The 18,940-nt window shown below is 53.2% G+C and carries 14 protein-coding genes and 5 pseudogenes; 12 read left to right on the top strand and 7 right to left on the bottom strand.

All coding sequences use genetic code 11. The features are described 5' to 3' along the window. Positions 1-15 precede the first annotated feature (15 nt). From QRN22_RS02630 to QRN22_RS02600, 7 genes and pseudogenes are all read left to right on the top strand, one after another. Entirely contained in the window at positions 16-1,512 is a 1,497-nt protein-coding gene (locus tag QRN22_RS02630; RefSeq protein WP_042555524.1) for a hypothetical protein, read from the top strand. Between the two features lie 90 nt (positions 1,513-1,602). Next, positions 1,603-1,953: a DUF4113 domain-containing protein gene (locus tag QRN22_RS02625; protein WP_042555525.1), complete on the top strand. Its 351-nt coding sequence runs from the start codon at positions 1,603-1,605 to the stop codon at positions 1,951-1,953. Between the two features lie 617 nt (positions 1,954-2,570). Further along, positions 2,571-3,123, top strand: a pseudogene (locus tag QRN22_RS02620) (integrase domain-containing protein); the annotation flags it as partial. Beyond that, positions 3,116-3,390 (top strand): annotated as a pseudogene (locus tag QRN22_RS02615) (hypothetical protein). The pseudogenes QRN22_RS02620 and QRN22_RS02615, both read left to right, overlap by 8 nt. A 460-nt stretch (positions 3,391-3,850) precedes the next feature. Then, entirely contained in the window at positions 3,851-5,347 is a 1,497-nt protein-coding gene (locus tag QRN22_RS02610; RefSeq protein ID WP_042555526.1) for an SIR2 family protein, read from the top strand. A gap of 256 nt (positions 5,348-5,603) precedes the next feature. Beyond that, positions 5,604-6,467 carry a Hachiman antiphage defense system protein HamA gene (locus tag QRN22_RS02605; protein WP_197077044.1) on the top strand — a complete coding sequence of 288 codons (864 nt, stop codon included), beginning with the start codon at positions 5,604-5,606 and terminating at the stop codon, positions 6,465-6,467. Between the two features lie 4 nt (positions 6,468-6,471). Further along, positions 6,472-9,507, top strand: a complete 3,036-nt coding sequence (locus tag QRN22_RS02600) for a DEAD/DEAH box helicase (protein WP_082045860.1) — start codon at positions 6,472-6,474, stop codon at positions 9,505-9,507. Between the two features lie 440 nt (positions 9,508-9,947). Here the strand turns inward: QRN22_RS02600 and QRN22_RS26525 are convergent. Together QRN22_RS26525 and QRN22_RS26520 are read right to left on the bottom strand one after the other, a co-directional pair. After that, a pseudogene (locus tag QRN22_RS26525) lies at positions 9,948-10,373 on the bottom strand (methyl-accepting chemotaxis protein); the annotation flags it as partial. A 114-nt stretch (positions 10,374-10,487) separates the two neighbouring features. Next, positions 10,488-11,174: pseudogene (locus tag QRN22_RS26520) on the bottom strand (PAS domain-containing protein); the annotation flags it as partial. A 395-nt stretch (positions 11,175-11,569) separates the two neighbouring features. Here QRN22_RS26520 and QRN22_RS02590 point away from each other — a divergent pair. Further along, positions 11,570-12,049 carry a BRO-N domain-containing protein gene (locus tag QRN22_RS02590; protein ID WP_042555529.1) on the top strand — a complete coding sequence of 160 codons (480 nt, stop codon included), beginning with the start codon at positions 11,570-11,572 and terminating at the stop codon, positions 12,047-12,049. A gap of 4 nt (positions 12,050-12,053) precedes the next feature. Here the strand turns inward: QRN22_RS02590 and QRN22_RS02585 are convergent, their stop codons facing one another. Beyond that, complete coding sequence (locus tag QRN22_RS02585; protein ID WP_082045861.1) at positions 12,054-12,665, bottom strand: SDR family NAD(P)-dependent oxidoreductase; 612 nt, start codon at positions 12,663-12,665, stop codon at positions 12,054-12,056. Between the two features lie 249 nt (positions 12,666-12,914). On the opposite strand from QRN22_RS02585, the gene QRN22_RS02580 reads away from it, so the two are divergent. Together QRN22_RS02580 and QRN22_RS02575 are read left to right on the top strand one after the other, a co-directional pair. Next, positions 12,915-13,613 carry a response regulator gene (locus QRN22_RS02580; protein ID WP_269432933.1) on the top strand — a complete coding sequence of 233 codons (699 nt, stop codon included), beginning with the start codon at positions 12,915-12,917 and terminating at the stop codon, positions 13,611-13,613. Continuing rightward, positions 13,610-14,950, top strand: a complete 1,341-nt coding sequence (locus QRN22_RS02575) for a sensor histidine kinase (protein ID WP_042555532.1) — start codon at positions 13,610-13,612, stop codon at positions 14,948-14,950. Before QRN22_RS02580 ends, QRN22_RS02575 begins: the two co-directional genes overlap by 4 nt. Before the next feature lie 35 nt (positions 14,951-14,985). Here QRN22_RS02575 and QRN22_RS02570 read toward each other — a convergent pair whose 3' ends face one another. The 3 genes and pseudogenes from QRN22_RS02570 to QRN22_RS02560 form a co-directional block, all read right to left on the bottom strand. Further along, the gene (locus tag QRN22_RS02570; RefSeq protein WP_042555533.1) at positions 14,986-15,933 is read right to left on the bottom strand and encodes an NUDIX hydrolase; all 948 of its coding nucleotides are present in this window, start codon (positions 15,931-15,933) and stop codon (positions 14,986-14,988) included. Further along, a pseudogene (locus QRN22_RS02565) lies at positions 15,930-16,416 on the bottom strand (GNAT family N-acetyltransferase). The gene QRN22_RS02570 and the pseudogene QRN22_RS02565 overlap by 4 nt, the downstream one beginning before the upstream one ends. A 128-nt stretch (positions 16,417-16,544) precedes the next feature. After that, positions 16,545-16,967: an arsenate reductase ArsC gene (locus QRN22_RS02560; RefSeq protein ID WP_042555534.1), complete on the bottom strand. Its 423-nt coding sequence runs from the start codon at positions 16,965-16,967 to the stop codon at positions 16,545-16,547. Between the two features lie 401 nt (positions 16,968-17,368). Here QRN22_RS02560 and QRN22_RS02555 point away from each other — a divergent pair, with 401 nt between their 5' ends. Beyond that, entirely contained in the window at positions 17,369-17,680 is a 312-nt protein-coding gene (locus QRN22_RS02555; protein ID WP_042555535.1) for a hypothetical protein, read from the top strand. A gap of 54 nt (positions 17,681-17,734) precedes the next feature. Further along, on the top strand, positions 17,735-18,220 hold the full coding sequence (locus QRN22_RS02550; RefSeq protein WP_179539218.1) for a hypothetical protein: 486 nt from the start codon (positions 17,735-17,737) through the stop codon (positions 18,218-18,220). A gap of 63 nt (positions 18,221-18,283) precedes the next feature. Here QRN22_RS02550 and QRN22_RS02545 read toward each other — a convergent pair whose 3' ends face one another. Beyond that, positions 18,284-18,709, bottom strand: a complete 426-nt coding sequence (locus tag QRN22_RS02545; RefSeq protein WP_042556016.1) for a GNAT family N-acetyltransferase — start codon at positions 18,707-18,709, stop codon at positions 18,284-18,286. Positions 18,710-18,940: the final 231 nt, after the last annotated feature.

Genomic DNA, 18,940 nt, shown 5'->3' with positions numbered 1-18,940 from the left:
AAGGATATAACCAGAATGCGCAAGGAAGTCAGTCCTGAAAAAATTGAAGCTGAATTAAGTGCAGTCATTAAGCCTAGCTCCTTAATTGCAGGTCTCGATGGCTTTCCTTATGGAGACTTGGAAGATCGGGAATTTGAAATTCTCGTCTACACATTAATAAAAGATGAAATTTCCCTAGATAAAAGTTCAGGCGAAGTAAAGGTCTCCTTGATGCAGGGCACAGGTGAGCGGGGAAGAGACGTGATCCTGTCATCAGCTCTCGGGGGAATAGGTGTAGTGCAGTGCAAAAAGCTCTCCAAACGTTTGGGAAAGCCTGATGCTTGCAAAGAAATAATTAAATTTGCCCTGCACAGCATAATTGATGAATCTTTAGCTTCGGATTGCCAGCAGTTTGAATACCATATGTATGCATCTGGCGGTTTTACAGAGAATGCTCAGAAGTTTTTCGACTCCCACTGCTCTGTGATCGATACAGACCTTGAGAGCAAAGAATTTAACGAATACGTCGCAGCTGTAGTGAATTTCTATGAAGGCTTTAAGTTCTTCAGAGAGTCTCCGCCAGTTATCCAGGTCGCCGAAATAATAAAATCATTCAAGTTATTAAAGTTTGACGCTAACGATCTAAATGTAAGGCTGTCTGGTAATCACCGCGTTGCGTCATGCTTCTTCAAGGCGAAAGTCTACGTCGACTCTGAAAGCATCATTCCCGCAATTGAGGCTGCGTTGGATCGTAGAGGTTTAGCGTTGCTAACTGATGAGCATCTTAGAGAGCTTACACAAAGGATATCGAGGGTCTCGAGTGAGAAACGAGTGAGCTTAGGGCATTTAGACATATTTGGTTATCATAGAGATATTTATGCATATCTTACAAATAATGAATTTGATGACCTACTGAAGAAAGTTGAAGCGGTTCGTCAATTCTTTACCTTCAAAACTATGAGTGTAATATCGGATACAGTGATGAGCCTTATGTATGAGCGAATCACAATCCCCTTGCTTCATGATTTCAAAGTTCATCCCTTTACCGTTTCGGTGGTGGGTCAGTATTTAATAAAAACAGTTCTGCCGATCTTTATGAAAGGCGCGGTCTCGCCATCCGCTTTTGAAGGCCAGTTTGGGGCTGCCGAAGTTACCTTCAATGAGGTGGCCGCGGAAAGTATAAGTTCTGTCATGAAGTTTATTAAGGGCGACTACAGCAATTTTCCTGAGCCGGACCCAGATCGAGAAAAGCGGATATCGCACTTCCAAGTGCTTTCAGATGGAATTACATCTGAAGATTATGCGTTGGCGATTGTTACCCACGACATGAAAATACTTAGCCCAATTGTGGATCAGATAATCAGGGATGTCTGCAGACTGACTGATGAAAATCGTACCATCGTGATCAAGGACAGAATGTTGCTAGAAAATCCGCAGTCCCTCAGCAAGGTGTTTGAAGAGTTAGAGAGTTTAAAAATAGGGCAGGGCTCAAAAAAGTCGTTTGTGGATCAACTCCCGAAAAACGATGCTTGAAACAATATGACTATAAAAATCTAGAATTACTCGCGTGAGTGGCCGGTCGGCGTCGCTACATCGGCAGACGAGGCCAAATTCGCCAACGGGGTGGCCGTCAAGCTGCCTTACCCGACCGATGACACCAGGCAACTCATACAGGCCGCGAATCGCGCTCTGGAAGCGGCCTATCGCAGCGGTTTCTCGTACGCCAAAGCCGAGGTGCTGCTGCTCGATCTATGCGGCCGTAATGAGCACACCCTGGATCTGTTCGCGCAACAGCAGCCCGAAAGCTCGGATCGCGTCATACAGGTGCTGGACACCATCAACGCCAGATGGGGGAGCAGCACCATTCGACCAGGTGCGGTACCGACTGACCCAGAATGGAAGATGCGGCGCGAGTTCCTGAGCCCGACCTACACCACCAGGCTCGACGAGCTGTGGCAGATCCCGTGCCGCTGAGAAATCGACGCCAGGAAAAAAAATCGACTCGAAAACGGACTTATCCCCCTCCCGCCGGCGGGCTTTGCATCAGAAAATTGTGCAAATCACGGTGGTGATGAAAGAGGTGCTGCAGGCCAGCTGCGGCGCGGGGCTCGCGGGGATGGTAGGTTTTTCACGGTGTGAAAGGAATTGAAGCGCTGTGCAAGGTGACACGCTTCAGAGTGTCCACATAACGTCCACACCGCCAATCGTTATGCGTGCTCAATAACCGTTAATGTCCAAAAAAATCAGGGCCTTGGGTGGTTTTCCCATTGCCTCCTGGCTTTCATCCTGGACTTGTAATCAGTAGGTCCCGGGTTCGACTCCTGGTGCCGGCACCATTTGAGGTTCCACTGAAGTTAACCTACCTCTCTGGAACCCTTGAAAACCCGCCTTTTGGCGGGTTTTTTCGTTTTGGCGTTCCGTCGATTTTTTCACTGCCAGCCAGCGCTCAAAAGCATAAGGCCAGGGATACGACTCGGTTCGATATCGAGGACTATTCTGATGGCTCGCACCCCAGCGCCCCTCTCAGACAATGCCTGCCGCACTGCAAAACCCCGGGAGCCTGAGCAAAAGCGCTTTGACGGTGAAGACCTCTAGTCAACGTGCTCTGCAAGCCCCAGATTCCAAGTATCTCTGTCATCGCTCAATGAGCGCGCGCCAATGGTGCGTTTGAATGAGACCATCCCGGTAGCCCCGTCACGGCTATGCCGAGAGACCAAAGACCTCGGCAAGATCAACATCCAAGGCGGCACAAAAGGCTACCGTGCCGGTGCTTCAGCGCTGCGCTGGATTGCAGTGGATCACCGCGTTAGCGATGTGCTTGGATTTGCGGAGCGGGTTTCGCCAGCGGGTAGCCGAAACCTGATTGCGCCCGACAAAAGCTACATGAGTGTGCTGCAGCAAGTAGTACGCCCTGCGCGGGATGTCCTGCACACGCATGACCTCAAAGGCTTTCATGAACTGCGAGCGGCTTACGCCTGTGAACGCTACGAGCAGATCACCCAGCACCGCGCACCTATCAATGGCGGTCGCTGCTACGAATCAGATCAGAACCTTGACCGCGACGCCCGACAGCAAATCAGCTATGAGCTTGGGCACGATCGGATCGATGTGGTCGCTACCTATATCGGTGGCCAGCATGTGTAGGCCCTTCGATATGGAACTGTTCCTGGCTGGCGTGCTGACCGGTTCGCACGCAACCCGACAACGCCATTTGCGTCAGGCAAAAATCATCCAGGCCGAAATCGCTGCGCGCTGGCGTCGAGAATGCCTTGGGCTTGGCAGAGAAAACATCTGGCATGGTTTCTCGAACACCGCCTCAGCCAGCGAAGTCAGGCAACGCGGTATTACTACCTGCTGACGACCCGGCTGCTTGCTCGACGCCTACAACAATCATGGACTTTTGATCTATGAGTAGAGCCTGATCAAGGCGGTCACAATCACAAGCTATCGGCCAAAAATGTTGAAACGTCCCCCTCCTCGAAGAAAGATTAACTATCAGGTCAAGAAATATGCGGCTTCTGCATTTCTATGTTAAAAATCTAGGTACTTGTACCTTACGAACAAGCTAGCCTAGCCCCAAGCGTGCTCTTTAGGTAGTCAACCTGCGCTGGGATTTTTCTACGGCAACCATCTCTCAAATGCATCCAAAGGATCCGCTCATCGGCAGAAGCGGCTGATGGCAGCAATAAGATGATGACTTGCTGCGTTATACAGTTGCATAAAATATGTGGCGGATCATCCATGTGTCACTGACAATTTCGAATACTCTACCGGAGCAAGGCCGGCCAGGCTGCAACATCAGCCTGCAAGTACGCACTGTGGAATGTTATAAATCCTAGCTATTCAAAATCATGATCGAGTCGGGGCAGCTATGAAAGTCGAAGAGTTCATCGGAAAATACCGAAATCATCCGATTTTATTCGTCGGAACAGGCGTCAGCCTGCGCTATCTTAACCAGTCTTATACATGGGATGGCTTACTCAGGAAAATTTCTTGCGACCTGCGCGGTACTGACGAGTTTTACTACGATATCAAAGCAGGATGCGAAGTAGATGGCGAGTTCCGATATGACCGGATAGCAAGCAGATTAGAAGAGGTATTTAACAAAGAAATTGCGCATGATCGTGATGGCCCACTAAAATTTGTAAATGATGCGTTCTATGAAAACATGAAAAATGGGGTGAGCGTCAGCAGACTCAAAATTTACATATCCCATCTCCTTGGAGAAATAAATATCAAAGAAGAGCACGGAGATGAGCTCGCTGCCCTAAAACGCGCAAGCAAAAACATAGGATCGATCATAACAACTAACTATGATCGTTTTCTGGAGCTTTTTTTCGAATTCTCTCCATTAATCGGAAATGACATATTACTTAGCAACCCCTACGGATCAGTTTACAAGATCCACGGATGCGTAGATCACCCCACAAAGATTATCATTAGCGAAGCTGATTATGAGGCATTCTTCGCCCGCTACGAGCTCATCCGCGCCCAACTGCTGTCTTTATTTATACACAACCCAATCGTTTTTATCGGATATAGCGTAAGCGATGAAAATATTAAAGCTCTTTTACGCACAATATTCACATATGTAAAACCAAATTCTGAACACGCAAAGAAAATTAGAGAAAACTTTTTGCTAGTTGAATACGAAGCAGGATCAAATTCAACGGACATTACAGAGCACGATATTGATCTTGAGGGATTTTCTTCCACCATAAGAATTAATAAAATTAAAACCGATAGTTTCGCAAGCGTCTACGAGGCCATTTCCGGACTTACATTACCAGTAACCGCGATGGATGTTCGCAAAGTACAAAATATCGTCAAAGAAATTTTTGCAGGTGGAGAAATAAAAGTTACGATCACTGAAGATTTGGACAGTCTAAAAAATAGCGACAAAATTCTTGCGATCGGCTCCGCCAAAACAATTCAGTATCAGTACTTCACAATATCAGAAATGATTAGCAACTATTTCAAGATATTAGAAGAGTCAAACTACCAGCTACTTGAACTTATTAACAAACAGAAAATTCAGTCCAGCCAATTTTTCCCAGTATTTGGCTTCTCGAAGGTATGTAAAAATCTAAGAGATGAAGAGCGCCTTAAAGAGCAGCAGAAAGCAAAAATCGAGACAGTAGTGGATGCAACAAAGGATCGGATTAAAACGAATCATCTCACCATAGCAGCCATATTGGATGATGACACAGTTGCGCCAACAAACAAATCTTCTTCGATAATCTGGTCAGCTTATAATCAAATAGTCGCCATTGAAGATCTTGAGCAGTACTTAAAATCTTACAGTGATCGAAACTGTACCGAATTCAAGAGATTATTGTGTGTTTACGATTTGCTCAAACATGGTTAGTGCGATTAGGTGATTCTAGGTAGATGATATGGGTGATCGCATTTTAGGGTGTTTCTATCCATTAACCGCGGGGTCAGCTCGGCATGTCTTCATATCAAGGTAGACACCGTGGTCTATTCCTGATTATCCTGACACCAAAGTGGAGTCAAAGTGCTATCAATACCATGAATCTTATTTGACCTGCACTTATCTTTAAGGGACATGAACCGCACCTATGCTTGTAGCTCCAAACACCCCATCAACTCTGGAATTGGTGGTGGATATCACTGACAAGAAGGAGAGTATTTTGCCAATTGATCTAAATCTGTATGTCGATGGTTGCGCTGATATTGAATCCTCGTGTTTGACAATACAAAAGGTAAGATCAGGGCGGCGTACTTTTTTGAAACCAGACCACAATGGTAGGAAGCTTTCAAGATACATAGGCGGAAAATTACCCTATCACTATCGTTCTCCAGAAAAAATCGGTGAAGATTTTGGTGCAGAACATGACGCACTGGAAATGATATGGTCGCTGTTTGCACAAGCACCTACCTCGCCAAAATTTCAAAACAGTCATTGCGCAGAAATATTATCATCTGTTTATCTAGAGGAAGTCCTCGGATATAGAAAACTATACAGTAAGCTTACCCTGACATCATCTGAAAATACTAATGTTCATAAAATGGATGGTTTTTTTGTCAAAACAGATGGTACTGAATTTGAATATTTATTAGTAGAAGCCAAAAGCAGCATACTTCCAACTGAAAAAACCAAATTCTCAGGGCATAGGCATGGCATTCTCAAGCAAATGCTTGAATCGATAGATGGATACGCCAAGGAAGATGAGCGATTTGATTTCGCAAAAATCAGAGACAATTTATCTACCTCATTCTCCACCAATGAAGCCCGCCAAATAAAGAGAGACCTGATTCCTCCTGGACCTATCAGATGCTCTTTTCTTGGGGTAGCTGTAGTTAATTCGTCGACAGTCCATAGTGCAGATGACGACTTTATTTTGAGTTCATCAATTTCATATCCATTTGAGTTTTCAGCAATAGTTGTAGATGATCTGGCTACGCTTGCTCGTGAGTCATATCATTATGGAAAGAGTGTCATGGATGCCATAGCGGAAGGCTAATACTATGTTTGAAGCAGATGAACTAAGCCCTTGCATGGAAGCAGAATGGTTTGCTTCCGGTTACTCAGGACTCCAACGCAAAATTTTGGATGAAAGACTAGGTAAGTCTTACAACGATAGTGAACAAGCCCTAGCGAAACGTAATCTTTTACGATTCAGCCAAGCTGTTTTAGCAAGTGCCCCTGCTTGGATCGACTCCAAGTCTGGGCTGGAGCAGAAGCTGTGTATAATTGCTGGCGATATTGAGGCAGGATTTGGAATTCAATCAGCTTATGAAGCTGATTTCATATCGCAGGGAAAACATCTCCTAAAAGCTGCTTTATTATATGATCTAGCTGGCCTGCCGGGTGCATCAGCAAAGGTCGCTAAGGATTCATCTTTCGATAATCGTGTTCAAGATTTTTTCTTACGACGTAGAGAAAGCTACTGGGGAAGCTTAAAATCCGACGCTGATAAACCTAATGTATTACAAGCAGAAACGGAGGTGCCAGATGACATTAATGAACTGGTACACAAAGCAATAGCAGAAGCTCTTTTCCAAGAAGGTGAAAGCCTTCAGTTTGGAAATGTAAACCCTGACCAAACCAACTCTATCTTCCGAGAGTTTAGTAACCAAGCGGGTAGTTATCGACTAGATCTCGCCGGCGATGACTTCATCGCAATTTCCAAGGTACTAGATCAAAGGCGTAAGTATTCAAGCCTAGCAATCTTAGAAAATCATTCAAATCTAGAGCGACATCAAATCAATGCATTGGGTGTACCTCTTGAGTTTTGGCCAGTTCAAAAACAGGCAATTGAAAAAGGCCTTCTAGCAGAAAGTGTTATTAGTTACGGCCTAGCCGCACCGACTGGAACAGGCAAAACTTCGTTAGCTAAAGTACTGATTGCCTCTGCTATCAAGTCACAGCCAGATAGAAAAGTTCTGTATATTTCTCCTAGTCGCGCCCTAGTCCATCAGGTTTCTAGAGATTTAACGGCCTCACTTAGCCGGCTAGGTATAAATGTCAGAGAGTTAGGGGCTCATCTGACAGTTCATGAGCAATTATCTACGCCAGAGGAGTCAGATGCCCAGGTCCTGGTCTTTACCCCCGAAAGGGCCGACCTACTGCTTAGAGTAGATCACGAATTCGTGAAAAAAATTGCTCTAGTCTTGGTGGATGAAGCACATCATATTGAGCAGGGCTCTAGAGGTATTCTATTAGAGTTTTACTTGTGGCGGATTAGGCAGATAGTTCCTAAGGACGCAAGGATAATCCAGCTCTCAGCAGTAACCCCAAACATATCCGACTTAGTCTCCTGGCTCGATCTTGGTAAAAAATCATCATCCGTAAAGGTGGACTGGAGAACCAATCGTCTAAGACTGGGAAAATTTGAATTTATATCTGGCGAAGGAGTTCTGAAGTTCGAAGGTATTGATCCAACACCACTGAGAATAACTGAGTCTGATGATCGCCTAACCAGGCTGGCTCTTCTGGCCATAAAACTCTCGACATCAGGAATTACTTTAGTCCTTTGTACAACTGTAAAGATGTGTGAAGATCTTTCTCAACGTATTTTTGAGATGAGATCTCAGGTCGTCAGCGATAGTGAACCTAGCACAGAGGAGGATATCGAGAGATTAGATGCTAAAATCGAAAGAGAGCTGTACCCGGAGTCATCACTAAGAAGTCATATTAGAAGAAAGGTAGCGTATCACCACGCTCAGCTTCCGCCAAGCGTGCGCATATCTCTGGAAGATATAATATCCGCAAAGAAAATCGATATTGTATGCGCTACTACAACCTTAGCCGAAGGTGTTAATTTCCCATTCGCAACCGTACTGGTAGAATCATTAGTTTCAAAGAACTACCAAATCACTCCTCGCTCTCTCTGGAATATCGCCGGGCGAGCTGGAAGATTTGGAGTTGACTCTGAGGGACACTGTATTCTTTTTGAGCCCACAAGTTATGAGCATAAGTTACAGGGATTTACGTTGCAAAATTACCTTGGAACTAGCTTAGACTCTATACCTCCGGTTCAGTCAGCTTTAGGTGCCGCTTTAACCGAGCTTAAAGAAGCCATTCAATCGGATAAAATTCAAGAGTCCGATCTAGAAAACATCAAGCTCGGAAGTATAAAAATCGATGGTAAAAATACAGCTCTCGCTAAAAGAATCCGAGGATTAGTAAATCTCGTCCGCGTGAGCTACACGCACGCTAGTGTTGCTGGACTTGTGAAATTAAATTCTGGAGATGCCAATGAGATATCCAATAACATGCTGGCATCCAGCCAAATTAGTATGGATGTAAAAAAATTCTCTGAAAATTTTAGTCTACAACAAAAGAAAGTCCTAAAGGCCGCATTTGACTCTAACACTGATCTGATGAATATTGCAGCCCGTATTGGCTGGTCACTTGAGGCCCAGGCTGAGCTTCACGAGTGGTTAATGTCTCTTGAAGACTGGCGTCTTGAGAAGTTTGGTCAGATAGTAGTTGGCGGCCATATTTACAAATTCGACGCTCTGAGTTACTTATTAGGCCCAGTTTCAAAATTCATGTCTGAATTTGAGGGAGAGAAACTTGGCGGAGTGACATCCTTTGTTTCTTGCATCTGGATCGAAGGCCAGCCATTAACATCAATACGAGACCGCCAAAAGAATAAAAATCTTGGCGAGCTAGTCCGCATAATTTATTCAAAAGTTCAATATCTACTGCCATGGGCTTTATATGGCGTAGCCGAATTATTATCCTACGAGGCAAAGCGTCGGAAAATAAAAATTCAAGGTGGTGTTCGAGACCTATCTGTTCTAGCTGCCGAAGGTGTTCCTAACTTTGATGCTTTACAACTTGTGATGGGGCTTGGCCTAGAACGAGTGGACGCAACTAGAATTGCCGCAGCCTACAGTTCGAATAATGAGGGCAGGAGACGTACTACTGATATAGTAGGCTTTTTTAAGGGTTTAGAGGCAAAAGACCTCTTCCGCATTGTGCGCGGTAACGATAGACGGCGCCTAGATCCGGACATCTACGGGATATGGCAGAAAGTGAACGGAAAAGCGTAGAAAAACAAAGACAATAAGTATGCATGGCTTACTGTACTCCTTGGCCACTATTCTATTTTCTCCCGTTTAAATACGCCACAATTTTCAAAATCGGTGAGTTATTAATATATGGTTAGACGTAACTGAAAACCAGGTAGGCTGACCATATTCTAACAGCGCAGGGATAAAGGATACTCAAAGGGATAAGATATTTAAAAGAACATAGATAATCCATTAAAATTATACAGATAAAAATGTTCGACTCCTGGTGCCGCACCATACAACACAAGGCCTCGCAGAAATGTGGGGCCTTGTCGCTTCTGGCGGCTGCTTATGCAGCGCCCAAGAGATGTCATCGAGAGCGAGTGATTCAAGGTTGGGTTCGGTATTGCCAAGCTTAACGGGTTCAATCAGAAGCACCCGATAAGGCACCCGCAGGGCACCTCACCGAGCGCTTCACATCAGTTCGCGACCTGGCTGGAGAACTGGCTTACGGCGGCGACGACGCACTCCGCGTCTTTCTGGATATCCTGAATCACGGTGTCGGACGCGTTGGCCAGTGTCAGTGCTTCGCCGGCCAGTTCGCGGCTGCGGTTGATCACGTCGACGGCGTTGGAGGCGAGTTCCTGGTTTTGCTGCACCACGCCGACGATTTCCTGAGTGGCTTTGGAGGTCCGTGAGGCGAGTTGGCGGACTTCATCGGCCACCACGGCGAAACCACGGCCCTGCTCGCCTGCACGCGCCGCTTCGATCGCGGCGTTGAGTGCCAGCAGGTTGGTCTGATCGGCAATGCCGCTGATGGCTTTGACGATGGCTTCGATCATCTGGCCCTGCTGATCCAGCGCCTGGATGCCCTGGGTGGCGTTCTCCATCGAGTTGGCCAAACGGTGCAGCACTTCGACCGTGTTACGGATCACTTCACGGCCCTTGCTGGCGCTGGTGTCGGTTTGCAGCGAGGTGCTGTAGGCCAGGTTGGCGGCGTCGGCGACGGCTTTTTCCAGGTTCACCTGCTCGGTGATCACGGTGGCGAACTTCACCACCTTGTAGAGCTTGCCGTGGATGTCGGTGATGGGGTTGTAAGACGCCTCCAGCCAGACATCCCGGCCGCCGCTGTCGATACGGCGGAAACGGGCGACGACGAACTCACCACGGCGCAGGCGTTCCCAGAACTGGCGATAGGCGTCCGAGGCACTTTCTTCGGCGGTGCAGAAGATGCTGTGGTGCTTGCCGACCACCTGCGACAGGTTGTAGCCCATGCCGCGCAGGAAGGAGTCGTTGGCGGTGATGACGGTGCCGTCCAGATTGAACTCGATCACAGCGGTCGAGCGCAGCAGCGCCTTGACCAGGCTCTCGTTCTCCAGCGACGCCTCGATGGTGCGCGTCAGGTTGCTGGAGTGGATGACCATCTGCTTGGCGCCCGTCAGATGATCGCTCATGGGGATGACCACCGAGCGCAGCCATACGTGCTGGCCATCCTTGCCCAGCAAACGCAGGGCGCCGTTGAAGTGACGGCGTTCCTTGATCGCCGACAGGGCGCGCAACTGGTGCGGGTCCCGCGCCAGATCCGAGGGCGACAGTTGGGTCAGGTACTGCCCCTCGACTTCCCCGGCCCGATAGCCGAGTTCGCTCTGGAACAGGTCGTTGACACGCTCGATACGGCCATCGCCGCTGAGCTGGATGATGATCATTTCCTTTTCGAGGTTCTCCCTTACCTCCTCCTGCATCGCTAAGCGAGCTTCCAGCTCACTGTTGATTTGTTTGAGGCGAGAGTTGAACACGACAAGGACTCCAAAGTAGGTATCAGTGCATCGGCCCGAGGCTGAAAATCTTGAAGGATAGGTAGTGCTGGCAGCTGTCATTTTCGAGCATAGACCGCTTCGCTTACACCCGCGGGCCAGACACATGATTGCTCTTGCTCGATACGGATTCAGACAGTAAGGTTGGGTTGTCGCTGGAAACAGCGATACAGGATTGGCGTCCTGGCTAGTGGAAGAAACATCAGCCGCTAGCGCGGTTCAAATCTGATGCGTCCCTACTGATTGGTTTCAGGAAGCGGCGTATCGCTACCAGGGGCCACGCCAAGATGAACGAACACTTCGAATCCCTCCGTTTCACCCGTCATAACCGTTTCCTGCACGCCCTGATGCTCGATTCCCAGGCATGGTTCAGCGTCGTCGATCTCGGCCGCCTGATGGGCTGCCACCTCAACGAACGGCTCATCCGCAAGCTCGATGACGACCAGCACCGCATCATCAGCCTCAATCATCACGGCAATGTCCGGCCCACGCTGATGGTCAGCGAATCCGGCATGTATGCGCTGATGGTCTATCACCACATTCCCGAGAACCAGAACCTGCGCCGCTGGCTCACCCATGAAGTGATCCCCACGCTGCGGGCGACCTGCGCACCCACGCCCGAGCAAGCGCCCAGCCTGAGTTCACTGCAGTGGGCAGGGCTGTCCGTGAGCCTGCTGCACTGGCGGAACGAGGCCTGGGTCAAATGGCGGGACATGCCGGCGCTGATACCTTCGGTGGAGAAGGCAGCGGGGCGGTCGCAAGGCTAGCGGGTCAGGCCTTGCTGAAAGGGCCGCTGCTCCGCTGCAAGAACCCCACGTTATGCCGGCAGAACAGCGAGCCGATGCTGAGCATGCCGATATGTACGCCGTCGCACGCCAGCTCCTGTTGCAGGCCTTGCAGGTAGCTGCAGGCGGCGGTCGCTGGGTCGTCGTCACCGGGAGTGGGTTGCGCGGCGGCTTCGGTGCCGTTGTGCTCGACGAGGATGGCGCCCGACTTGCGCGAGCGCATTTCCGGCAGCACTTCGTCGACCACTGCAGTCATGCTCAGGTAGGTGAGCGCGCATGCCTCGATGACGCTGGCCGGGTTCAGGGCGGCGGTGTAGTCCGCCGTATTGAGCGGGTCGAGGCCGTAGTACACCGCGTCGATGGGGCCGACGGTGCTGCGGATGGACCTGATCATCGCCTTAGCGTGCTCGGGGCTGGAGACGTCGCCGGTGAAGGTCCGTGTCGAGATGCCTTCGCTTTCCAGTACGGTCGTCAGCGCGCGCACGCACTGTGCATCGTCGGCCACCAGCACCACGTCGTAGCCGTCGTTGCCGTACTGGCGAGCGGCCAAGGCACCTGCGCTGTTCTGCGCACCGAATACCACAAGCGTTCTACTCATGATCAGTCCTACCTAACGATTGCGGGCAGCTACTGCGCGAGCTGGGTTCGCCAATAGCGGTGCTCTGCTGGCAAAGGTCTGCAGGTAGTACATGTCCCGGCAGGACCTGTGCACCGGCTAGGCAGAGAAAGCCGCTGCGACGCATGAAATCCCGGTCCCTGGGAGCAGTTGTCCTGGCATAGTCACCGTCGAACATTGCCTGAACATTGCGTCGCAAACTTTTGCGCTCCGCTACTATGTGGCGCTTCGGTGAAACGGCGCGGTGCAGCGACTTTGCGAATCCTTCTGGTCGAAGATGACTTACCTATGGCCCAGGCCCTTCAGGCAGCGCTGGGGCGGCATGGCTTGATCGTGGACATGGTCCATTCGCTCGCCGCAGCGGCGTCGACCTTGCGCCTGCACGTGCACGATCTGTTGCTCCTCGACCGTGGTCTGCCGGATGGCGATGGCCTCGATTTCATCGCCACGGCCCGGCGCCTGACGCCTGCCCTGCCCATCGTGCTGCTGACCGCCCGCGGGGAGGTCGCGGAGCGGGTCGATGGCCTCAATGGCGGGGCGGACGATTACGTGGTCAAACCCGTTGCCGCCGACGAACTCCTGGCCCGCATACGCGCGATCGCGCGGCGCCCGGCCACGGTCATTCTGCCTACCGCCACCCTTGGCGCGCTGTCCTTCGACTTCACCGCTGGTGAGGCCATCGTCGATGGCCAGCCGCTTCACCTGCCGCGGCGCCAGTTGCTGATTCTGGAAGCCCTGATCTATCGCCAGGGGCGGACCGTGCTGCGAGAAAACCTCCATGAAGCGGTCTACGGCCTGGCGGACGAGATCCAGTCGAATGCCCTCGATGCGCATGTCTCGAAGCTTCGGCGCGCGTTGAAAGAGGCGGAGGCCGGGGTCGAGATCGCGGTGATTCGTGGTGTCGGCTATCTGCTCAAGGAAGGCCAATGAAAGCGCTGCACAGCCCCTCGCTCATCGGCCGCCTGCTGTGGTCGCTGTGCCTCATGCAGGTGGTGGTACTGGTGACCTCGATCGCGGGCACCCTGTACTACATCATCGACGACCGCTTTACCTTCATGAGCGACTCGGTCATCGACACGCTGGTGAGTGCCATTGCCGTGCAGCCCGATGGCCTGGCGTTCGAACGCACCGATGAGCTGCGCAGTTTGCAGGCGGACAACCCGCAGCTCTGGGTGGTGATTCGCGACGCCAACGGCCATCGTCAGCAGTTGGGTGACGTGCCGTCGGCGTATCAGGCGCTGGAACGCAGCCTGCCCTTGCTGGGCGTCTCGCAGATGCGTGCGCTGCCGGAGCAGAACGAGCTGACGATGCGTATCGAGGTCAAGCCGATTCAGGACCAGCAGGTGCACATCATGGTCGGCGGCGTGGCGATGTCCGACTTCAAGAGCCTGATTCTGCAGGCGACCGGCTTGCTCAGCCCGTACTTCCTGACGCCGTTGATTCTGTTCACCCTGCTCGCCACCCCCATCGTCGTGCTGCATGCGACCCGCGGTGTACGGCGGGTGACCAAGGAAGCCTCGGCGCTGGATATCTCCACCCCGGATGCGCACCTGACAGAGGATTCCGTGCCTAGGGAAATCCGCCCGCTGGTCAGTGCCTTCAATGCCGCCATGGAGCGCCTGAGCAAGGCCTATCACGCCCGCGATCGCTTCCTGCGGGACGCGGCCCATGAGTTGCGCATGCCCATCGCCGTGCTGATGGCGCGTATCGACGGCATGCCTTCACACCCACTGAAACCGGTGCTGCTCATCGACCTGAGCCGCCTGGCCACCGTCGCCGAACAGTTGCTGGACCTGCAGCGGCTGCAGTCTCCCCAGGTCGAATTCGTGCGCGTCGACCTCGTGGCCCTGACCCGCGACCTGGTCTCGGACATCGCGCCGGTGGCCCTCTCCCGCTGCGATGACCTGGTACTGAATGCGCCCGACCAGCCCGTGTGGGTGCTCGGCCAGGCCAGCGCACTGAGCCGCGTGATCACCAACCTGGTGCAGAACGCGCTCATCCATGGTGAAGGCACGGGCACCATCAGCATCACCGTGGCGCCACGCGGAACCGTGGCGGTCGCCGACCAGGGCAAGGGCGTGGCGAGCGAGGACCGCGAGCACATCTTCCACCCCTTCTACCGTGGCAAGACCGATGTTCCCGGCCACGGCCTCGGGCTGCATCTGGTGCAGGAGATCGTGCGCGCTCACCGGGGCCGCATCACGGTCAACGACGCCGCTGGAGGCGGCGCCGTGTTCACGGTTCATCTACCGATCGTGTCGGCGTAGCGCGGCGTGGCCGGGCTAACGCTGTCAGCACTGGCCTACGGCTTGTGCCAAGCGGGGATCTCGCTCAGGTCGCGGTAGATCGCCAGCCCTCGCTGCTGAGCCAGCTCGACCATCAGGTCCGCCCCTTGCGACGCGCCGCCGATGCGCAATACGGCGTCACAACGCTGCAGAAGCGTCTTGGCATACTCGTGAAAATGGGCCTGGAACAGCTGATCGCCAATGTTGCGCGAACCCGCGAGCTGGACCAGAGGTAACGCCACCCATTCGGCAATGAGCGGAAAATGGCCCGCCTGCAGGAGCGCCCCGGCAGCCATGTGCATGGCCTGCAGGTTGGCGGCCAGCAGCGCGGGGTCGTCATCGGTGCCAGAACGGTAGGGGCCGGCGACCAGAATCATCCGGGGGCCGGAGGATGGCATGAGTCGCTTGAGGTACTGCAGAAGGATGATGGTCTTGCCGTCCATGATCCGTCCGTCGTCGACCATCTCCAGCGCCAGGTCGAAAGGCAGCTCCAGCACCTCGATATCCTCGCCTTCAGCGGCCAGGCCACCACCGTCGCTGACCCGGTCCTCAGGCTGATATTCGCCGACGAAGAAATGCACGCGCTCGGTGACCGAGCCGGGGCTCATGAACGCCTCGCACACCTTGCGCACCGCCTTGACCCGATAACCGGTTTCTTCTTCGGCCTCCAGGCGGATTCGCTCTTCGGGGCTGGCGTTGTCCAGCAGGCCCGCAGCCGCTTCGATCAGGTAACCGTCATGATCGTTGACGTATGCCGGGATGCGAAATTGCCGGGTGAGGATGACCGTGCGTTTCGCCAGGTTGTAGAGCCCGATCGTGGCGCCGTTGCCCCGGTCATAGACTTCGCGGGTCTGCGCTTGCCAACTGCCATCCCGCCGCTGCTGCTCGAACTCGATCTTCTGGAGCAGGTACCAGTTATCCGAGAGGGTATGTTGCGCAACGATTCGTACGTTCCGGTCGTTCATGGGTTGCATCTCCTTACTGGCCATCCGTATCGAATCTCCTCCAGTTTCACACCGCCGCGCTCGAGGCTACGCGCATGCTGCGCTTGCGCCACCCAACCGGCCTTGCGGTAAAAACGCCTGGCCCTGGCATTGGCCGCCAAGACCCAGAGTGTCAGTTGGCGATAGCCGTGGTCTGCCAGACGCTGCAGCCCCGCCTCCCACAATGCCAGGCCGACGCCTGAACCCCACTGTTCGGCCACTACATAGATGGCCAAGACCTCACCAGTGACCCCGGCCACCGCATCGCTATCTCGACTGGCTCCGACTGAAATCCAGCCAACCACTTGCTCATCGAGCTCGGCGACCAGAATGTTCTCGCGCCCAGTCTCGATTGCGCGAGCCCAGATACTCGCTCGGCAGCAACTCGGCATAAGCCTGCTGCCAGCTTCTGATGTGAACGCTGGCAATGGCCTTGGCATCATTGGGCAATGCACTACGGATCATCGGCGTTGTAAGTCCCCGCAAAATCGAACTTCCAGAGTGCTCCAAAGCAGATGGAGCGGCTACTTGCCGGGTAGCACTCGAGCGCGTTCTTTTCAGCCAGAGGAGCGGCGGACTTGGCCATGCTCCTGCTATACGTTCACGACCTTGTTCTTCACCAGGGTGAACATGCGTACGCGTTCGCTGATTTCCTGGAAGGTATGGCGGAAGGCGTCATCGTGTTCATCGGCAGTGGGATCGGCGAAATTCCACACCAGTGCTTCTCTGGAGGATGGCAAAAGCAGAGGTTCGTCGGAGGACTTGTCGCACAGGTCGATCAGATAATCGAAGTGCTGGCCTGCGAACTCGTCCATCGACTTGCTGCGCAGCCCTTCGGGGCTGACTCCGGCGTGCGCCAGGGTGGTGATGACCCGAGGGTCGAGTTGCCCCGGCTGGGTTCCGGCGCTATGCGCCTCGAAGTGTTCGCTGTCCAGGTGGCGCAACAACGCTTCGGCCATGGGGGAACGTGCATCGTTGGCGACGCAGACGAACAAGACCCTTAGTTTTTCGCTCATATCCCATCCTCCGTAGTGCTCACATGAGTGGCTGGACCGACAGGCATCGGAACCGACCATGCCTGGCATGCTCTCGCGACCAGTAGACCACTCGCGAGCCCGGAGCTATCCATGCGTCACGAAAACGTCATCAAGCAGCATTGATTTACCCTCACTGACTTGAGGAGATGGCTTGTCGTTCTTGTCATTCCTGAACCTCTTGGCTGGGCCCGGAAGCGGCTCTTTCTGGGGCCGCCTCGTGTAGAGGGTCCAAGCAACTCGCCCTTCTGACTCGACGTACAGCCCCGTACCCGGCGCGTGCAAACGGAAGGCGCCATGCTGACTCTGCAACGAGTGAAGCCGCTTGATATCCTAGTGCATCGGTAAGGGGAGACTGGAGCTCCCGCCATGGAGGGATAGGCATGTCAGCAATCTGGAAGCCGATGTACCGCGTACCATTGGTCGCGTTCGTTCTCGCACTGCCTGCGTGCTCGGCATTCGGCCCGTTCTCCGAGTACGAAAAGAGCCTCATCTACAAGCCAATGCCAACGAGCGTAACCGAGGCAAAAATAGAATGTAACGTGCGCCGTGCGCACTACGACTGGCTGCTGTTGATGATCGCGCAGCGAGACGAAAAGGGCTGGGATGACAAGGCCGAAAGGGACGTGATGATCTCGGACGCCTGGGCGGATTATCAACGCGCCAGGCGCATAGGGTGCAGCGGGTGGGAGTGATGGAATGGCTCCCATGAAAGGCACCGGTTACCACCGCAACCAGAGAAGAATACGATGAAGACGTTACAGCGCGGATCCGGCCACCTGTTCAGCCTGATGGTCATCGCGCTCATTGCCTGGGGTGCTTACGTGACGATCTACGTGCCCTACGAACACAAGAAATCGATGGACGCGTTCCGCAGCAAACCGCCAACGGTGAGCCCGGCCAAGCTGGAAATCGTCGACACCTACAAGGCCAAGCCAACCCCCGAGCAACTGCCGCGCGGGCTGTACACCGGCACCGCCGAGCAGGACGGCTACCCGATGACCATCAGCTTCGAATTTGGCGAGAACCAGATCATCACCAAGAAGGCTCATATCAAGAATTACGAGTTCAAGGGCTCAGCGGCTTATGACTTCGTGGGCTCGGTGATGACCTTCGCCAAGGTGCAAGGCGACGCCGTACTGTTTCCTGGAACCGGCGAACCCATCGAGGTGATCAGCGCATCCGAAATCCATGTGCCGGGGCCTGGGACGACGTTGGTGTTGAGGCAGAAGTGAGCTTGCTGGCAGCTCCCATTAATGCCTCATGCGCCAGCCAAAGTGAGCCCGTTCCAACGAACCTCACAGCAAACGCTTCTGGAAAAATAGACGTTTGTGCCCTGCCGGATAAACATCCAGTTCACCGAACTGGCTGTAGCCATGCTTCTCGTAGAAGGCGGGGGCCTGAAAGCTGAAGGTGTCGAGCCAGATGCCCACGCAACCTTTCTCGCGCGCCACCTCCTCGGCCATGTTCATCAGCCGTGAACCAGTGCCCTGCCCTCGCGTTTGCTCCGGGATGGCGAGCAACTCGATGAATAACCAGCGATAGAAAATCTCGCCATAGAGCCCGCCAATCACCTCATCGCTGCGTTCGTCGCGAACCAGCAAGGCGATCGCCTCCGGCTTCGGGTCACCCGCCTGGGCCAGGTTGTATGCCCGCAAGGGCCGGAGAATCGCCGAGCGCTCGTCCTCTCCGGGGTTGCTCTTGATCTCGATACGGGTGCTCATTTCGCCATCTCCCTGGGGGTTCACACTGCGGATATCTGGAGGCTTCGCTTCAGTGTCATGGCAAAAGCCCGCTGACACCAGAGGGGGCTGGGCCTCCATTCGACTGGCCCGTTGCGCCAGCAGCTGCATACCGTGGCAGCGGGCTGTGCTTGCGGGCGAATCATCGGGCCGACGCGGATTCAGCGGTATGGCCGCCATCGTATCGCCCGCAAGCGGGCTCCTACAGGTCGG

This window comes from Pseudomonas sp. MEJ086 (genome assembly GCF_030209025.1).
Taxonomy (GTDB): domain Bacteria; phylum Pseudomonadota; class Gammaproteobacteria; order Pseudomonadales; family Pseudomonadaceae; genus Aquipseudomonas; species Aquipseudomonas fulva_A.
This window is presented reverse-complemented; position numbering and strand designations above follow the sequence as displayed.